The following is a 15,389-nucleotide window of genomic DNA, read 5'->3' as shown; positions in this document are numbered from 1 at the left end:
TATGGCCTCCCTACATACATAATGTAATCCATTCATCCCTGTGGATCACCTCAAGCCGATGGATGGGACCAATTTTGCCCACAACCTCGCCGCTAGGTAAACCTTGTACCATTCTAAGCTGTTCATCATCATAATTGACAATGCCTCGTCCTAACACCTTATTTTCCGGTCCCAGTACCTCAACGACATCTCCGGCATGAAAGCTGCCCTCGACACGCCGTACGCCAACCGGAAGCAGGCTATGTCCTCCGTGTACCAACGCTTCTTCGGCCCCTTGGTCTACATGCACCGAGCCCAGAGGGGTGGACATAAATCCAAGCCATTGTTTTTTCATCGGCAGTGAAGAGAGGTGAGTATCAAAATAAGTGCCCGGTCCGTGTCCTTCGACAGCTGCGTCCAGATCACCATTCGCGCTTACTCGGCCCACATATACAGGCACACCGCCGCGTGTAGCAACTTTGGCAGCCTCAATTTTGGAGCGCATGCCGCCAGTTCCAACTGCTGATCCAGAACCTCCGGCTAATGCATAAATCTCTTCAGTAATTTCCTCGATACGTTCAAAACGTACGGCGTTTGGATGCTTGCGCGGGTCAGCCGTATATACACCATCGGTATCCGTGATGATAATCAAATGCTGGGCTTTGACCAGATTGGCAACTAGCGCAGACAGCATATCGTTATCGCCGAATTTCAATTCGTCAATCGATACGGTGTCATTTTCGTTAAAAATCGGGATAACCTGCTGGCGCAGCAATTCTTCTACAGTCATTCCGGCGTTGTTCATCCGTTTGCGGCTCAAAAAGTCACTACGGGTGAGCAGAACCTGCGCGATCACGAGGTCAAAATTTTTAAAAGCCTGCTCATAGGCTTGCATGAGAAGAGCTTGGCCGACGGCAGCTGCCGCTTGCTTCTCATGCAGCAGTTTGGGCCGAAAGGGATACCCAATCTCTCGGAATCCGGCGGCTACAGCGCCTGATGTAACCAGCAGCACTTCATGGCCTTTTGCACGAAGCAAGCTGATTTCCCTAGCAAAATAAGCGATGGCTTCCCGATTCAGGCCACCTTCCACTCCAGTCAGTGAGCTGCTACCGATTTTAATGACGATACGTGTTGACAAGACGTCCACTTCCTTAATTTTACTCTTTTTAATGCAAAAAAACTTCCATCCTTTGTATGCAAAGGACGAAAGTTTGTGCTTCCGCGGTACCACCTTCATTGATGATTCATGATCATCCCACTTAAGACCTGTTAACGGCAGGGACCGCCTGATTGCGCAGGGCGCTCGGGGATAGGAGTTGGGAGAGAGTCCAGGTAAATTCTTGCAGCCTATCGGAATTTACTCTCTGAACAGGACCGGGTCTCTCTTAATAGTCCCTTCAACGCGCTAAATGATATTGGATACAGAATACCACGAAAAGACCAGGTTTGGCAAAGAAGTTGTAGCTGGAAAATACGGCTTAACCAAACAGGTTTAGCTTGCCAATTCGATCAGCTGCCTCGGTCAGTCGGGCTTCTGAGCTCAGAAGCCCTGCCCGCACATACCCTTCGCCGCCGCTACCAAAGCCGATCCCTGGAGCGACAGCCACCTTGGCTTCACGCAGTAGCAGATCGGCAAAAGAAGCCGAGCTATAGCCCTGCGGCACAGGTAACCAACTGAAGAAGGAGCCGCTTGGGCGTGGCGCCTTCCAACCTATATGCCCAAGTGCATCATAAAAAGCGTTACGGCGTGATTCATAGCGGGCCACCAGCTGGCCTACGCACTCCTGCGAAGACGTCAGAGCTGTCGCCGCTGCTGCCTGGATGCCGCCAAACAGGCTTACATAAATATGGTCCTGCAGCAGATTAATCAGTGAAATAATTTTGGCATTACCGAGCGCGAAACCAACACGCCAGCCGGCCATGTTGTATGTTTTGGACAAGGTATAGAACTCAATTCCCACGTCCTTAGCCCCCTCAGCCTGAAGGAAGCTCACTGGCCGTTCGCCATCGAATCCAATAGCGCCATAGGCAAAATCACTGGCAACCACAATATTGTTACGTAGCGCAAATTTAACCGTATCCTCGTAGAAGGAGAGTGGGGCAGTTGCCGCAGTGGGATTATTCGGATAATTAAGAAACATTAATTTGGCGCGGCGGCGATCTTCTTCGGCAATGGCTTCATAATCGGGCAGAAAACGGTTCCCTTCCTTTAAGGGGAGAAATGACATTTCCGCTTTAGCCAAGGCTACGCCAGACCAGTAATCCGGGTATCCGGGATCAGGGACGAGACACACATCGCCCGGATTGAGTAAAACTTGCGGTAGCTGAACCAAGCCTGTTTTCCCGCCAAACAGGATGGCGACCTCGCTTTCCGGGTCAAGCGTTACACCGTAATCCTCCTGATAGCGCTGGACAACGGCTTCTTTGAGAAAGCTGTAGCCGCGAAAAGGTGAATATTTATGGTACAGCGGGTTATCTGCTGATTCCTGTAAAGCTTTTACAACATGGGGTGGAGTAGGAGTGTCCGGGTTTCCCTGACCGAGATTAATGACATCATGCCCTGCTGCAATTTCACGATTTACATTTTGTACAAGTGTGGCAAAAAATTGAGTGGGTAACTGTTTCATGACGTCAGCCGAGGGAATAGAAAAATGAGTCATCAATGTACACGACCTTTTGGAATAGTTTAAGAAACAATCTATCACGATTTTACCGAGTTGTATAGGGGGAATTGAGCTTTCATGGTTGCGTAATCCAGATTAATCGGGCTATGATGGGAGAAAATACCGGACGACAGAACACGGGAAGTTCCGGCTCACAGAGAGGATGAAGGACTTTGACGTATCAGGAAGCTCAGCCATTCGGTGTGGCACTTATACAAGCTCATATAGAGATAGGAAATCCCCCCGAAAACCACAGTCATATCCGATCTTTAATGGAACAAGCAGTGAGGGCCGAACAAAAGCCAGATCTGATTGTTCTACCGGAAATGTGGAATACGGGTTATGCCTTGGATCGCATTCATGAGCTGGCGGACGAGGAAGGAACGGAGACTCGGGCATGGATAGCGGCATTTGCCGCCACTTATCAAGTGAATGTAGTAGCAGGGTCGATCGCAGAGAAAAAAAGCGACGGTCATGTATACAATACGATGCTCGTTTTTGACCGTACAGGCAAAGAGGTGGCTTCGTATTCTAAAATTCATCTGTTCCGACTTATGGATGAAGAGAAATATTTACAGCCTGGCGAGGAAAAGGTTGTATTCGCCCTGGATGGCGGAATACAGGCTGGGGCGTCAATTTGTTACGATATCCGTTTTCCTGAGCTGGCTCGCAGTCTGGCCCTGTCTGGCGCAAATTTGCTGATCGTACCTGCAGAATGGCCTCATCCCCGGCTTCACCACTGGCGTACCCTGCTGACCGCACGGGCTATTGAAAATCAGATGTATGTCATTGCTTGTAACCGGGTAGGTCGTAGCGGAGATACCGATTTCTTCGGGCATTCGCTCATCATTGATCCATGGGGAGAAATGATTGCCGAAGGCGGAGAGCAGGAGGAGATTCTCACAGGCTCAATTGAATCAGCCTTGGTTCAGGACGTGCGAGGGCGTATTCCGGTGTTTGAAGATCGGCGTCCCCTGCTGTATGACCGATAGTTAGTGTAGAAAGGATAATCCATGCTTAAGGAACGCATTGAATTTTTGTGTAAAAAGAAAAACCTATCCCGTAAAGAGTTAGTAGACGGATTAGTTACACCTGCACATTTTGCGAATATACTGGCTGACCGTTACCCGCTGGCTGAGGATTTAGCTGAGCAAATTGCTGAGCGCCTAGGTGTACAACCTTCTTACCTATTGCGCGCATCGGCAGAGGACGAGGAGACGCTGGCTACAGCGGATAAGATTTTCACAGAGCTGTCCAAGCTGGCTAATCCCGCTACGGAAAGCTATGTGGATCAGTTGGAGGATCGCAACGATTCGCTCGTGGTGGAAATGACGACTTATTTAATGAAGGCTGTTTATTTTCAACAGTTAAATGACCCAACGGCCTATGATTATTTGCATCAAACCTATTTGAATTTTTACTTGGAGAAGTTTGGTCGCTCGGATGAGGTGGAGCTGCCTGTACCGCTAAAAAAAGCAATTTTATTTTATAAAATTCAGTATTTCCGCTCTAAAAATCATTATTATGATGTACTAAATAATGTTACGCAGCTAATCCGCCTGGTGGAAGAAGGGACGGAAAACTGGCTCAATGCGCAAAACATTATGATGGAGGCCTGCATTCAGGTCAAGCAATTTGATCAGGCAAAGCAGGTATTTGAGCAGACGATGCGCAGAGTATATGATGATCGGCTTTTTCACCGTTTGACGGGTCTGTATGTGGCTTACAGCGGATATTGTTTTGCTATGGGTTCTGTACAGGAAGCACTGTTAACGTTGTCTATGGCGGAGGCCAATTTGGTCTATTTGGAAAATGCAGCAGATATGCTCACGACGATTCTGAACAATCGGATTATTATGCTGACGTCGATTGGCGAGCTGGATAAGGCCTTGGAGGAAGTGGTGCGTTTTGAAGCACTGGTGAGTCGGGAGCGAGAGGAAATGCAACAAATGATGCTGCCCGTTACGCTGATATATCGCTGCGAGATTGCGTTTGCCCGGAAAAACTGGGGGCTGCTCTCACAGCATCTGGATCAGCTGCGTAAAACTAATCTGACAACGGATCAGCAAATGGGGCTTGATTTTTATGAAAGCCAGCTTGCGCTTGCCCAGGGAAAACAGGATGCTTTTTGGACGCATGCTCTGCAATGTTTACCTTATTTTGAAGCCCTTCAGCATCCAGCGCGGCTTGAGCAGCTATATGAAACGCTGGCTGTAGTGTCCGAGGATAGTCGTCGCTATAAAGAATCATCAGTGTATTATCGTAAACTGGTCTATCTTTTGCGTAAAAAATAGGCTGAATGTACTCGTTTTTCGCAAAACGATCAGATGATCGTGTAAAAGAATGCTCTGAAGTGCGCAACATTTTGTGCAAACTGCCCCAAAGTTCAAAACTAAACCGACAAAATACAGTTTAAAGCTGCTGTTTTTTCGGTTTTTTTGTATGTGCCAAAACATATTGTGATGCCGGATACCGTCTTCTATACTGAATTCATAAGGCACAACAACAATACAAAATATGAGGTGCAACCACATGATGAACTTTTTCGGTAAGAAGAAAAAACAACAGGATGCGATAGAACATGCAGATCAACTGATGAATAAGGGCTTATCTGGATTACTTATGAAAGGTCTGGTCCCCAAAGAGCATCGGGAACAGATCAATCAGAGCTTAAACTCGGCAAGACAAGCCCAAACGGCGGCTAACTGCGGATTGTCGATGGCAGCGACTGCGGTTGTGATATCGGTAACAGATACCGGGAAGCTCGTGAATTTTGATCCGATTGTGGTGCTTGTACTAGATGTAACGGAAGTTAACGGCAATCGATACCAAAAAACACTGGAAACACTCGTTTCCAAGCTGCAAATTCCGCGGCCCGGAGATACAGTGGAGCTGGGTAGCAATCCGGTAAATCCATCAGAGCTGATTTATATGGGGCTGGTGACAGCATAAATGATTGGAGCGTTTCACCATTCTTGCGGGCATATTTTTAAAATAAATGATTGAAAAAGGGGTTTTGGAGGATGAAAGGATTTTTGAGTCTGATTGGGGTACTTCTGGTGTTTGGCGTAGGGTTTTCGCCTTTTCTGGCTGAATATTTATGGGATGATCCATTTTTGATTATGGATGCTCCGTGGTATCGGCCGTTAATTTATACAGGATTTGCGCTTATATTTCTACCGGGTATTTTAGGTCTATTTTTTGGAGGCGGTAAAGTCAAGAAGGGTGTTCCTGGAGTGGGAATCATTACAAGTGTTCAACAAACAGGGACTTATGTAAATAATCAACCGCAGGTAAAGCTCGGGTTGACCGTAACCAAACAGGGAGAAGACAAATATGATACTGCTTTGACGACAATTATTCCTTTGACCTCCATGGCTCAATTTCAGCCGGGCTCGATCGTTCCGTTGATCGTATCTGAGAAAAACAAAATGAAGGTAGGTCTTGACCTGAAAGGTCAGGTGTCGCAAATGGATTTGCAAGCGTTAATGAATGAGCAGATGGTCAAGCAGGGCGTATCGCCTGAGCTGATGGAAATTGCCAAAACTGGTGAGCAGGCCTATGCGAAGATACTGGATGTCACACCCATGGGGGAAGCGGGGCCCAATAAAATCAAGCTTCAATTTACGCTGACGGTGACGAAAAGCAGTGGCGAGACATTTGATGTAACCACGCAAAAGGATGTTTTCTCTTCCCAACTATCCAAACTGCAGCAGGGAAGTATTATAGAGGTTATATATTCGCCTCAAGATCCTTCGAAACTGGTTATTAAGACACAAGTAAGTGAAGCCGACGTGCAGCAAGCATTTGGTTCTTCCCGATAAAAAAATTGTCCCGCCTGTTTCAGATACAGTTTATAGGTGTATTATAATAGTATCCCGACACCAGGAGGTTGATAACGATGGATAACCAAAGTAGATCCGAACTGGCGAATAGGGATGGCCTGTCGCGGCCGAGAGGCTTAAATAGACAGGTTGTCGGAAACAACTATGAAATGGGCTATGATCAGGACAAAAGTCCACCACATCTAGGGAGACCCTGATCACAACAAGGCGAGGACAGACACTTTGGGATCACACAGCACATTGGAACTGAGGTAGGACATTCTTGGACACCAAGACTAGAGACCTTAAGGAAAGATGGATAAAGTGGAGTTTCCGAGCAAGCGTAGAGTAATCAGGCGAGGCTGACATGAATTTCAAATGAACATGAAATGTGGTTCGTTGAAGACAGATGGAAGCAACATCGCAACAGTGTAATCGAACCCGTGATCTAATTGCCGTATTGAAAGTATAGGGGCGAAGCCCCAGGGCCGTCTTCCTCTCTGGCTTGGGCTGGGGAGGAAGACGGTCCTTTTCACGTTCGAGGCTACTTTTGAGAAAGTTGCTTGACCGTTTCTCGGAAGGTATCAATAAAAGCTTCGGCAGCTTTAGACAAATAACGTCCGTTCCGGTAAGCAATCGCTAGGGTGCGGCTGGGGGTAGGTTCGGCTAGTGGCAGCAATGCTGGAACAAACTCGCTACTGGCGGCCCGTGCGATAAAACGGGGGACGAGTGTCACGCCCATACCTGTCGCGACGAGCGATTGGAGTGTCTCCATATTAGTGCTTTCAAACACCACATTGGGTTCAAAGCCTGCTTGATGACACAGATCCATCGTCAGCTTGCGAAAGCCCTGCCCTTTTTTCAGGACGACAAAAGGCTCGTCTTTAAGTTCTTCCATATGCACGGGCTGCGGCTGGTCACTGATTTTACGCACGGCTAGGGGATGACCCGGAGGAACAGCGAGATCAATCCATTCTTCACCGATGGGTACATAAGAAAGTGTAGGTTCTACTAAGGGAAGAGAGAGCAGGCTGAGATCTGTATCGCCACTTGCCGTTTTTTTCTCCAGATTCATGGAGGAATCTTCGACTAACACGATTTCAATGTCTGGATGAGCCCTCTTGAATACAGGCAGCACATGTGGCAGCAAATGAGAGCCCGTGATAGGCATGCTGCCAACGACGACCTTCCCTTTTCTCAGCTGAGAGATATCGTCCATTTCCTGTCGGAGTTGCTCCACCGCGTCGACAATTTTTTTTGCCTTTTCCACAAAGCTTGCTCCGGCATGTGTTAATTCCACCGTGCTGGTGTTGCGTTGAAATAACAGCACCCCAAGCTCTTTTTCCAGTTTGGACAATTGCTGGCTCAAAGAGGGCTGAGCAATATGCAGTTTTTCTGCGGCACGTGAGAAGTTTTTTTCCGCTGCAATTTGCAGGGTGTACTGAAGCTGTCTGAATTCCATCGAATTTCATGCTCCTTATCTTATAAGCTTTTCCTATTACATCATAGACTGATTATACAACAATAAAATTAAATGCCCAATTCTAACGAATCTCATGTGTCACAAGTTTTATATAGATGAAGTGTTTTTTCACAAATAGCGCCTTTTAATACAGATAATGAATTCCCTTAACATTCTCCTGATAAAACCTAATTAATCTTAGTTCTGGTTGTACAAAAAAGGTCTGGGAGGAAAATGAATGCTAAAATGTTGGGGGATACATACGAAAAAATCGGTGGCTGCACTCGTAGCGACAATGATGCTAACCGTAAGCGGCGGGACAGCGATGGCAGTCGAGAAGGATACATCAATTAAAAATGTAATTATTCTGATTCCAGACGGTATGGCTAATGACGCTACTGCACTGGCTAGATGGTACAAAGGATCATCTTTAACGTTAGACAGCATGGCAAGCGGCATGGTGCGCACGCATTCTGCGGATGCACCGATTGCCGATTCTGCTCCAGCGGGTACAGCTTTTGCCACAGGACATAAATCACATACTGGCTATGTAGGTGTTCTTCCGGATGAAGCGACGATGCCTGGACAACAACCGATCGCAGCAGGTGATGCCAAAAAACCTGTAGCTTCCATTCTGGAGGCTTCCAAGCTAGCAGGGAAATCGACCGGAATTATTGCTACTTCGGAGATTATGCATGCGACACCAGCTGATTTTACCGCACATTATCCTGACCGTAAAAATTATGATGCACTCAGCATGCAACAAGCCTACAACGGAGTTGACGTTGTGTTAGGTGGAGGCGGCAAGTTTTTGGAGCCAGCAGGGCGTAAGGACGGCCAAGATATAATTGCTCAAATTAAAGACCAGGGCTATGATTTTGTCACAACACCTGAGGGGCTGAAAAATTCGACCTCCAACAAGCTCTGGGGCAGCTTTTCTCCCGAAGCCCTCGCGTATAACTTGGATCGCGATGCATCCAAGGAACCTAGTTTGGCAGAAATGACAACGAAAGCCATTGATGTGTTATCCAAAAATGATAAAGGCTTTTTCTTAATGGTAGAAGGCAGTAAAGTGGATTGGGCTGCACATGCTAATGATCCAACGGGAATTATTAGTGACGTGCTTTCATTTGACGATGCAGTGAAAGTGGCTCTGGATTACGCCAAGCAAAATCAAAATACTGTCGTCGTAGCAGTGACAGACCACGGAAACGGTGGATTGACGATTGGTAGCAGTGATACAACTAGCAATTATGACAAAACGCCTTTGGCTTCTTTTATAGACCCGCTGAAAAAAGCGAAGCTAACGGGAGAAGGCTTGGAAGCCAAGCTGAATGCAGATCGCAGCAATATTAAAGAGGTGCTTTCCATGTATTTTGGCATCACCGATTTGACTGACGAAGAAGTAAAGACAATTAAAAATGCTAAAGAAGGTAGCATGAACTATGCCGTCGGTCCGATGATTAGCAAACGTGCCAATATTGGCTGGACTACGGGTGGGCACACAGGAGGCGATGTTGTGTTGTACACGTACGCGCCGAACGGAGACCGTCCATCCGGTGTAATCGACAATACGGATGTAAATAAGTATATGACACGTGTACTTGGACTGGATTTGGATACAGTCAGCAAGCAACTGTTTGTTCCTGCAAAAGCCGCTTTTGAAGCTAAAGGAGCCAAGTTTACTGCAGACACGAAAGTCATTACAGTGACCAAAGGCAGTAACAAGCTGGAGCTTCCAGTATACAAAAATATTGCTACACTCAATGGTAAAAATTCTACGCTCAACGGTGTAGTCGTATTTAACGGCGTTGATTATTTTGTACCCCAGCAAGCGATTGATTTGATTCAGTGATAAACAGAACCATCGACAGAAGCTGTTTCTTCTATAAGGGAGGAGGCAGCTTTTTTTTTGTGTAGAGATGAATATGTAGTTTTTAAGTTGAGAATGAAATTGGTTTTCAGAAAATGGGATTTTTTGTGAAACTAGTCACGTTATATTCTCTCTAATGTTGCTAGAATAATACATGTACGATAAAAGTCGCTGATGATGTAAAGTCCGGATGGACGAGGGAAGAAGGGATGAGTCACGGACGAATTATTACTGCGTCTGGCTGATGGCAAGGAATGGACGCATACAGAAATGACGGAACTGCTAACACGTCTGGATAGTGAGCCGGCGCTACGAGCTCAACTGCGTCAACTGGCAGCTCGCACCAAATTGGAGCGTTATGGCAAAGGTGTTTTTTTACGAGGATTAATTGAATTCTCAAGTATATGTCGTCAGGATTGCATGTACTGTGGGCTGCGTGCTTCGAATAAACAGGCAGACCGTTACCGTTTGCAGCCGGAAGAAATTCTGGCCTGCTGTGCGGAGGGGTATGAACTGGGTTATCGGACCTTTGTTTTGCAAAGTGGGGAAGATTACTGGTTTACGGCTGCCCGGCTGTCGAAACTAATTCGGGAAATTAAAAGCCGTTTTGCAGATGTGGCGGTTACATTGTCCATCGGTGAACGGGATGACGAAACTTATAAGCGACTATACGAGGCGGGCGCGGACCGTTTTTTGCTCCGGCATGAGACAGCTTCACCCAGTTTGTATGCCAAACTGCATCCTACGATGACGATCGAAAGCAGGCGTAGCCGTCTGCTGGCTTTGCAACGTATCGGCTTTCAGATCGGGGCTGGATGTATGGTGGGATTGCCAGGACAAACGAACAGTGAATTAGCAGACGATTTGATCTATTTGCATAGTCTGTCCCCAGATATGATCGGGATTGGCCCCTTTTTACCACATAGTAACACGCCGCTTCGTGAGGCCAGCCAGGGGAGCATGGAAAAGGCACTTGATATCATCTCATTATCCCGATTGGTCGTTCCAGATGCGCTTATTCCGGCATCCACGGCCATGGGGACGATTCATCCCCAAGGAAGGGAGAAGGCGCTTCAGGCGGGAGCGAATGTGGTGATGCCTAATTTGTCGCCACTGGCGGTGAGGCCTAAGTATGCGATTTATGAGAATAAAATATGTTTGGGTGATGAGTCTGCCCAATGTAGACATTGCTTGGAACTGCGGATCCGTGGAGCTGGATTTGAAGTTGATATGGGGCGCGGCGATAGTTTGAGAGTGCAACGACAGCTTATGAGACAGGGGACAGTGTGAGAACGTGACGGAAACATTGCAGTAACCATAAATAAGGAGATGGGTATACGTGAGTGGAGTACGGGAGAAAGTGTCGGCGGATTTTATTAATGAAGCAGAGATTATGGCTGCAGTGGAGCAGGGGAAACAAGAGGCAACCAATCGACAACGCATTTTGGAAATTTTAGAAAAGGGTAGAGCCTGCCGCGGACTGAATGCAAGTGAAGCGGCGGCTCTTTTGCATGTGGATGATCCTGAATTATTGGAAGAGATGTTCAAATCTTCGAGGGCAGTCAAAGAGCAGATTTATGGCAACCGGATTGTGTTGTTTGCTCCTTTATATGTAAGCAATCACTGCGTTAATAACTGCGAATATTGTGGTTATAAACATACCAATGATAGCTTTACGCGTAGCCGCTTGACCCCGGAGGAATTGGTGGAAGAGGTCAGAGTACTTCAAGAACTGGGACACAAGCGACTCGTACTGGAAGCGGGGGAAGACCCAGTCCATTGTCCCATTGACTATATCGTTGATTGTCTGCGCCAGATCTATGAGGTCAAAGTAGATAACGGCAGCATTCGGCGGATCAATGTGAATATTGCATCCACAACCGAAGAGGACTATCGCAAGCTGGCAGAGGTGGGCATTGGTACGTATATTTTATTTCAGGAAACGTATCATCGGGAGAGCTATCGCAAATTTCACTTACAAGGACCAAAACGGGACTTTGATTGGCACACCACCGCAATGGACCGGGCTATGCGTGCAGGTATAGATGATGTGGGGATCGGTGTGTTGTACGGTTTGTATGATTTCCGCTATGAAACTGTAGCCATGCTGAAACACGCCGAGCACTTGGAAGAAGTCTTTGGCTGTGGGCCTCACACGGTCTCGGTTCCACGCTTGCGTCCGGCTGAAAATGTAGACCTGGAGCGATATCCGTACCTGGTCAACGATGATGATTTTATGAAAATTGTATCCGTCCTTCGACTGGCTGTCCCTTATGCTGGTATGATTCTGTCTACACGCGAGGAGCCGGAATATAGAGACCGTGTCATTGGTTTAGGCGTGTCACAGATTAGTGCTGGATCAGCTACGGGCGTAGGTGCCTATGCCAAACAGGACACGGAAGATAAGCCTCAATTTGAGGTGGGAGACCATCGCTCACCATCGGAAATTATTAAAAGTCTGTGCCGCGGCGGATATATGCCAAGCTACTGTACAGCTTGCTACCGTGAGGGGCGAACCGGAGATCGCTTCATGGAGCTTGCCAAATCCGGACAAATTCACAATGTGTGCCAGCCGAATTCGCTGCTGACCTTCCAAGAATATCTACTGGATTATGGGGATGAGGAGGCACGTGAACTGGGAGCTGCCGCGTTGCGAGAGAATCTGGAGCGTATCCCACGTGAATCGACACGCCGTTTGACGCTTGACAGACTTGAACGATTAGAAGCAGGCGAGCGCGATTTGTATTTTTAGCATTATATAATATGGGTAGTATCATTTCACGCTATGAAAATTCTTATTATTTATAATAATAGCATTTGAACATAAAAAGCAGTCGCGTTGGAATCAGCGCGGCTGCTTTTGTATGTCTAGAGAAAAAAATATTAATGGCGAGTTATTTTAGGAATAACTTCCGGCTTCAGCCGCTTGCTCCCAGGCCAGCATAGCAGATGGAAAGCATTCAATAGCGCGGGGAAAGACCCCCTGTACATAAGCGATAAAAACACCATAGTTAACAATCGGCACGCCGGCCGCTTTCGTTTCAGACATTCGGTGAAGCATTGTACGCCGATTGAGCATACAGGCACCGCAATGAATAACCAACGCATATTCACTCAAATCGTCAGGGAAACTGGAGCCGGATGCATGCTCGATAATGAGACGTTTGCCTATCGTTTGGCTGAGCCAACGAGGGATCTTCACTCGACCAATATCGTCAGATTGGCATTGGTGAGTGCAGGCTTCGGCAATGAGTACACGGTCTCCATCCTTGAGGCGATCAATGGCTCTTGCTCCTCGCACCAGTTCGTCCAGATCGCCTTTATGACGGGCAAACAGAATAGAGAAAGAGGTAAGAGGTACATCCTTGGGTGTGTCGGCTGCGACTTTCATAAAGACCTGTGAATCGGTAATGACCAGGCGGGGCTTGCGCCCCAGTCGCTCCAGCGTCAAACGTAGTTCATGCTCTTTGGTCACTACAGCGATGGCATCGCTCTCTAGCGTATCACGGATCGTTTGCTGCTGCGGCAGAATCAATCGACCCTTTGGCGCAGCTTTATCGATAGGAACCACCAGCACGACCAGATCGCCAGGTGACAACAAGTCACCTACGATGCGGAAGCGATCTTCGTTTTGGGGGAGTGTATTCGTGATGGCCTTTTTCAGTTCAGTGTCCCCCCGAAGCATAGCGGCACTGAAAGGAATCAGTGTGAGATTCAATTCGTTCCCCAGCGTTGCAGCCATCGGATCTGATTCAGCAAGGGTATCTATTTTATTAAGTACCCCAATGACAGGAATCTTTTTAGTGCGTAGCTTTTCAAGCAGCTCATGCTCGAATGGTCCGACGCCAACAGTGGCGTCGATGACCAGCAGAGCCAAGTCTGTACTATTAAGAATTTCTAGCGTTTTGTTGCGGCGCAGCTCCCCGATCTCACCCTCATCGTCCAGTCCGGCGGTATCCACCAGAACAATGGGACCCGCAGGAAGTAGCTCCATCGGCTTGAAAACGGGGTCCGTAGTCGTTCCTCCTATAGGTGATACCACAGCGGCGGGCTGGCCGGTCAAGGTGTTCAGAATGCTGGATTTGCCTGCATTTCGGCGACCAAGCAGAACGATATGTGGTCGGTTGCTTCTCGGGGTATCATTCATTCCCATGGTGAGTTCCTTCTTCCTGCCCCGGAATTCCGGGCTTGGTAACGGTATAGGGATGGCACAATTGGTCAATCCGCGCACGGGTCAGTTGACCGCGATCCTCTGCAATATCCTCTGGTGAGCGCCCCTGTGCAATGGCTGCTGATGCAATGGAAGCAGCTTCATCATAGCCAAGTTCCGCGACTAGCGCAGAAGCCATCACAGCTGAGCTGTGCAGATTAGCAGAGCAGCGTTCCTCATGTACGATCAGACCGCGCACACACCGTTCCTCGAACAGTTGAACGGCATTGCTGAGAATGTGCAGAGATTCCAGCAGCGACTCGGCAATCAACGGTAGGAACGCGTTCAGCTCCAGCTGTCCAGAGGCAGCAGCCATCGTGATAGCCGCATCATTGGCCATCACGCGCATCGCTGTCAATCCGGCCATTTCTGCCATCACCGGATTGACCTTGCCTGGCATAATAGAGGAGCCAGCTTGGACCGGAGGCAGCATGTATTCACCGATACCACCGAAAGGACCAGAGGCCAGCAGACGAAAATCGCCAGATATTTTGAGCAGATTTACGGCAGCGGATTTAAGTAGACCCGATACCTCAACGAAGACATCCATATTTTGAATCGGGTCCATGGGGTGGTCGCTACGACATAGTCCTAATCCAGTCTCGTCCGCCAGCTTTTCGACCATCCGGTAGCTGTAAGCCCGAGGCGCATTCATACCTGTGCCAATCGCCGTGCCTCCAATTGGGATTTCTCGCAGCCGTTCTTCGGCTTTATAGAGGCGCCAACGGTCACGCGCTATAGCTTTTGCGTAGGCACCAAAGCCTTGCCCGGCCATCATAGGCAGGGCATCCATTAGCTGTGTGCGGCCTAGCTTGAGCAGGTCGGCATATTCTATTTCTTTTTGCTGTAAAGTATTTTGTAACGAAGACATCGTGTCACATAAAGGGCGCAGCAGGCGTATCGCAGCAATTCGTAGCGCCGTAGGATAGACATCATTCGTAGATTGGCAGCAGTTCACATCATCCAGCGGATGTACAAGCTCATATTGCCCTGGCTGCCCCCCTAGCTGTACGATGGCCAAATTAGCAATGACCTCATTTACATTCATATGGGTACTGGTGCCTGCGCCGCCTTGCATGGCATCTACGGTAAACATATCTTGATGCCGTCCAGCGAGTAATTCATCGCAGGCATTTACAATGGGAGACACCCGGTGAGTAGGTAGCCGTTTCTGCTCACCATTCACTTGAGCGGCCGTTTTTTTCACCAATACAAGAGCGTGAATCAGGTTTCTGTTCACGGGCCTGCCGCTGACTGCAAAATTGTTCATCGCACGTGCGGTGTGAATACCGTACAAGGCCTCCGCAGGAATTTCCATGTCTCCTAGTGCATCCCGTTCGGTCCGCATAACTTTGACCAGAGGAGAAGACGGAGTCAT

Annotated in this window: 13 protein-coding genes; 8 read left to right on the top strand and 5 right to left on the bottom strand. The window is 48.0% G+C overall.

The features are described 5' to 3' along the window. Window positions 1-10 precede the first annotated feature (10 nt). Together proB and OIU26_RS01290 are read right to left on the bottom strand one after the other, a co-directional pair. Window positions 11-1,216, bottom strand: a complete 1,206-nt coding sequence (gene proB, locus OIU26_RS01295; RefSeq protein WP_058829709.1) for a glutamate 5-kinase — start codon at window positions 1,214-1,216, stop codon at window positions 11-13. A gap of 241 nt (window positions 1,217-1,457) precedes the next feature. Continuing rightward, window positions 1,458-2,639, bottom strand: coding sequence for a pyridoxal phosphate-dependent aminotransferase (locus OIU26_RS01290; RefSeq protein WP_264215748.1), 1,182 nt, complete (start codon window positions 2,637-2,639; stop codon window positions 1,458-1,460). 176 nt (window positions 2,640-2,815) lie between these two features. On the opposite strand from OIU26_RS01290, the gene OIU26_RS01285 reads away from it, so the two are divergent. The 5 genes from OIU26_RS01285 (at window position 2,816) to OIU26_RS01265 (ending at window position 6,684) form a co-directional block, all read left to right on the top strand. After that, a complete protein-coding gene (locus OIU26_RS01285; RefSeq protein ID WP_264215747.1) occupies window positions 2,816-3,634 on the top strand; it encodes a carbon-nitrogen family hydrolase in 819 nt (272 codons plus the stop codon). Window positions 3,635-3,655: 21 nt separating this feature from the next. Continuing rightward, window positions 3,656-4,936, top strand: coding sequence for a helix-turn-helix domain-containing protein (locus tag OIU26_RS01280; RefSeq protein ID WP_264215746.1), 1,281 nt, complete (start codon window positions 3,656-3,658; stop codon window positions 4,934-4,936). A 238-nt stretch (window positions 4,937-5,174) separates the two neighbouring features. Next, window positions 5,175-5,594: a hypothetical protein gene (locus OIU26_RS01275; protein ID WP_264215745.1), complete on the top strand. Its 420-nt coding sequence runs from the start codon at window positions 5,175-5,177 to the stop codon at window positions 5,592-5,594. Between the two features lie 71 nt (window positions 5,595-5,665). Continuing rightward, a complete protein-coding gene (locus OIU26_RS01270) occupies window positions 5,666-6,466 on the top strand; it encodes a hypothetical protein (RefSeq protein ID WP_264215744.1) in 801 nt (266 codons plus the stop codon). A 77-nt stretch (window positions 6,467-6,543) separates the two neighbouring features. Then, window positions 6,544-6,684, top strand: a complete 141-nt coding sequence (locus OIU26_RS01265; RefSeq protein ID WP_165082404.1) for a hypothetical protein — start codon at window positions 6,544-6,546, stop codon at window positions 6,682-6,684. 326 nt (window positions 6,685-7,010) lie between these two features. Here the strand turns inward: OIU26_RS01265 and OIU26_RS01260 are convergent, their stop codons facing one another. Next, on the bottom strand, window positions 7,011-7,928 hold the full coding sequence (locus tag OIU26_RS01260; RefSeq protein WP_264215743.1) for a LysR family transcriptional regulator: 918 nt from the start codon (window positions 7,926-7,928) through the stop codon (window positions 7,011-7,013). Window positions 7,929-8,166: 238 nt separating this feature from the next. On the opposite strand from OIU26_RS01260, the gene OIU26_RS01255 reads away from it, so the two are divergent. The 3 genes from OIU26_RS01255 (at window position 8,167) to hydG (ending at window position 12,553) form a co-directional block, all read left to right on the top strand. Then, the gene (locus tag OIU26_RS01255) at window positions 8,167-9,783 is read left to right on the top strand and encodes an alkaline phosphatase (RefSeq protein ID WP_264215742.1); all 1,617 of its coding nucleotides are present in this window, start codon (window positions 8,167-8,169) and stop codon (window positions 9,781-9,783) included. 255 nt (window positions 9,784-10,038) lie between these two features. Beyond that, window positions 10,039-11,091 (top strand): [FeFe] hydrogenase H-cluster radical SAM maturase HydE, encoded by a 1,053-nt coding sequence (hydE, locus tag OIU26_RS01250; RefSeq protein WP_264216248.1) that lies wholly within the window; start codon window positions 10,039-10,041, stop codon window positions 11,089-11,091. A gap of 49 nt (window positions 11,092-11,140) precedes the next feature. After that, the gene (hydG, locus tag OIU26_RS01245) at window positions 11,141-12,553 is read left to right on the top strand and encodes a [FeFe] hydrogenase H-cluster radical SAM maturase HydG (RefSeq protein ID WP_013371608.1); all 1,413 of its coding nucleotides are present in this window, start codon (window positions 11,141-11,143) and stop codon (window positions 12,551-12,553) included. A 147-nt stretch (window positions 12,554-12,700) separates the two neighbouring features. On the opposite strand, the gene hydF is transcribed toward hydG, so the two are convergent. Both hydF and OIU26_RS01235 read right to left on the bottom strand, forming a co-directional pair. Next, window positions 12,701-13,954, bottom strand: a complete 1,254-nt coding sequence (gene hydF / locus OIU26_RS01240; protein ID WP_264215741.1) for a [FeFe] hydrogenase H-cluster maturation GTPase HydF — start codon at window positions 13,952-13,954, stop codon at window positions 12,701-12,703. Continuing rightward, window positions 13,941-15,389, bottom strand: coding sequence for an aspartate ammonia-lyase (locus OIU26_RS01235; protein WP_080771909.1), 1,449 nt, complete (start codon window positions 15,387-15,389; stop codon window positions 13,941-13,943). The genes hydF and OIU26_RS01235 overlap by 14 nt, the downstream gene beginning before the upstream one ends.

Origin of the sequence: Paenibacillus sp. BT-177 (assembly GCF_025846815.2) — a bacterium.
GTDB classification, from domain to species: Bacteria; Bacillota; Bacilli; order Paenibacillales; family Paenibacillaceae; genus Paenibacillus; species Paenibacillus polymyxa_C.
The sequence above is the reverse complement of the archived record's forward strand: the minus strand, read 5'-3'. Positions and strand labels throughout refer to the sequence as shown.

Bases quoted from the DNA above. Each gene is read 5' to 3' on its own strand.
- OIU26_RS01270 (WP_264215744.1), top strand. From the start codon at position 5,666: ATGAAAGGATTTTTGAGTCTGATTGGGGTACTTCTGGTGTTTGGCGTA.
- proB (WP_058829709.1), bottom strand. From the start codon at position 1,216: ATGAAGGTGGTACCGCGGAAGCACAAACTTTCGTCCTTTGCATACAAA.
- OIU26_RS01275 (WP_264215745.1), top strand. From the start codon at position 5,175: ATGATGAACTTTTTCGGTAAGAAGAAAAAACAACAGGATGCGATAGAA.
- OIU26_RS01260 (WP_264215743.1), bottom strand. From the start codon at position 7,928: ATGGAATTCAGACAGCTTCAGTACACCCTGCAAATTGCAGCGGAAAAA.
- OIU26_RS01255 (WP_264215742.1), top strand. From the start codon at position 8,167: ATGCTAAAATGTTGGGGGATACATACGAAAAAATCGGTGGCTGCACTC.
- OIU26_RS01265 (WP_165082404.1), top strand. From the start codon at position 6,544: ATGGATAACCAAAGTAGATCCGAACTGGCGAATAGGGATGGCCTGTCG.
- OIU26_RS01280 (WP_264215746.1), top strand. From the start codon at position 3,656: ATGCTTAAGGAACGCATTGAATTTTTGTGTAAAAAGAAAAACCTATCC.
- OIU26_RS01235 (WP_080771909.1), bottom strand. From the start codon at position 15,389: ATGACTCCGTCTTCTCCTCTGGTCAAAGTTATGCGGACCGAACGGGAT.
- OIU26_RS01290 (WP_264215748.1), bottom strand. From the start codon at position 2,639: ATGACTCATTTTTCTATTCCCTCGGCTGACGTCATGAAACAGTTACCC.
- hydF (WP_264215741.1), bottom strand. From the start codon at position 13,954: ATGGGAATGAATGATACCCCGAGAAGCAACCGACCACATATCGTTCTG.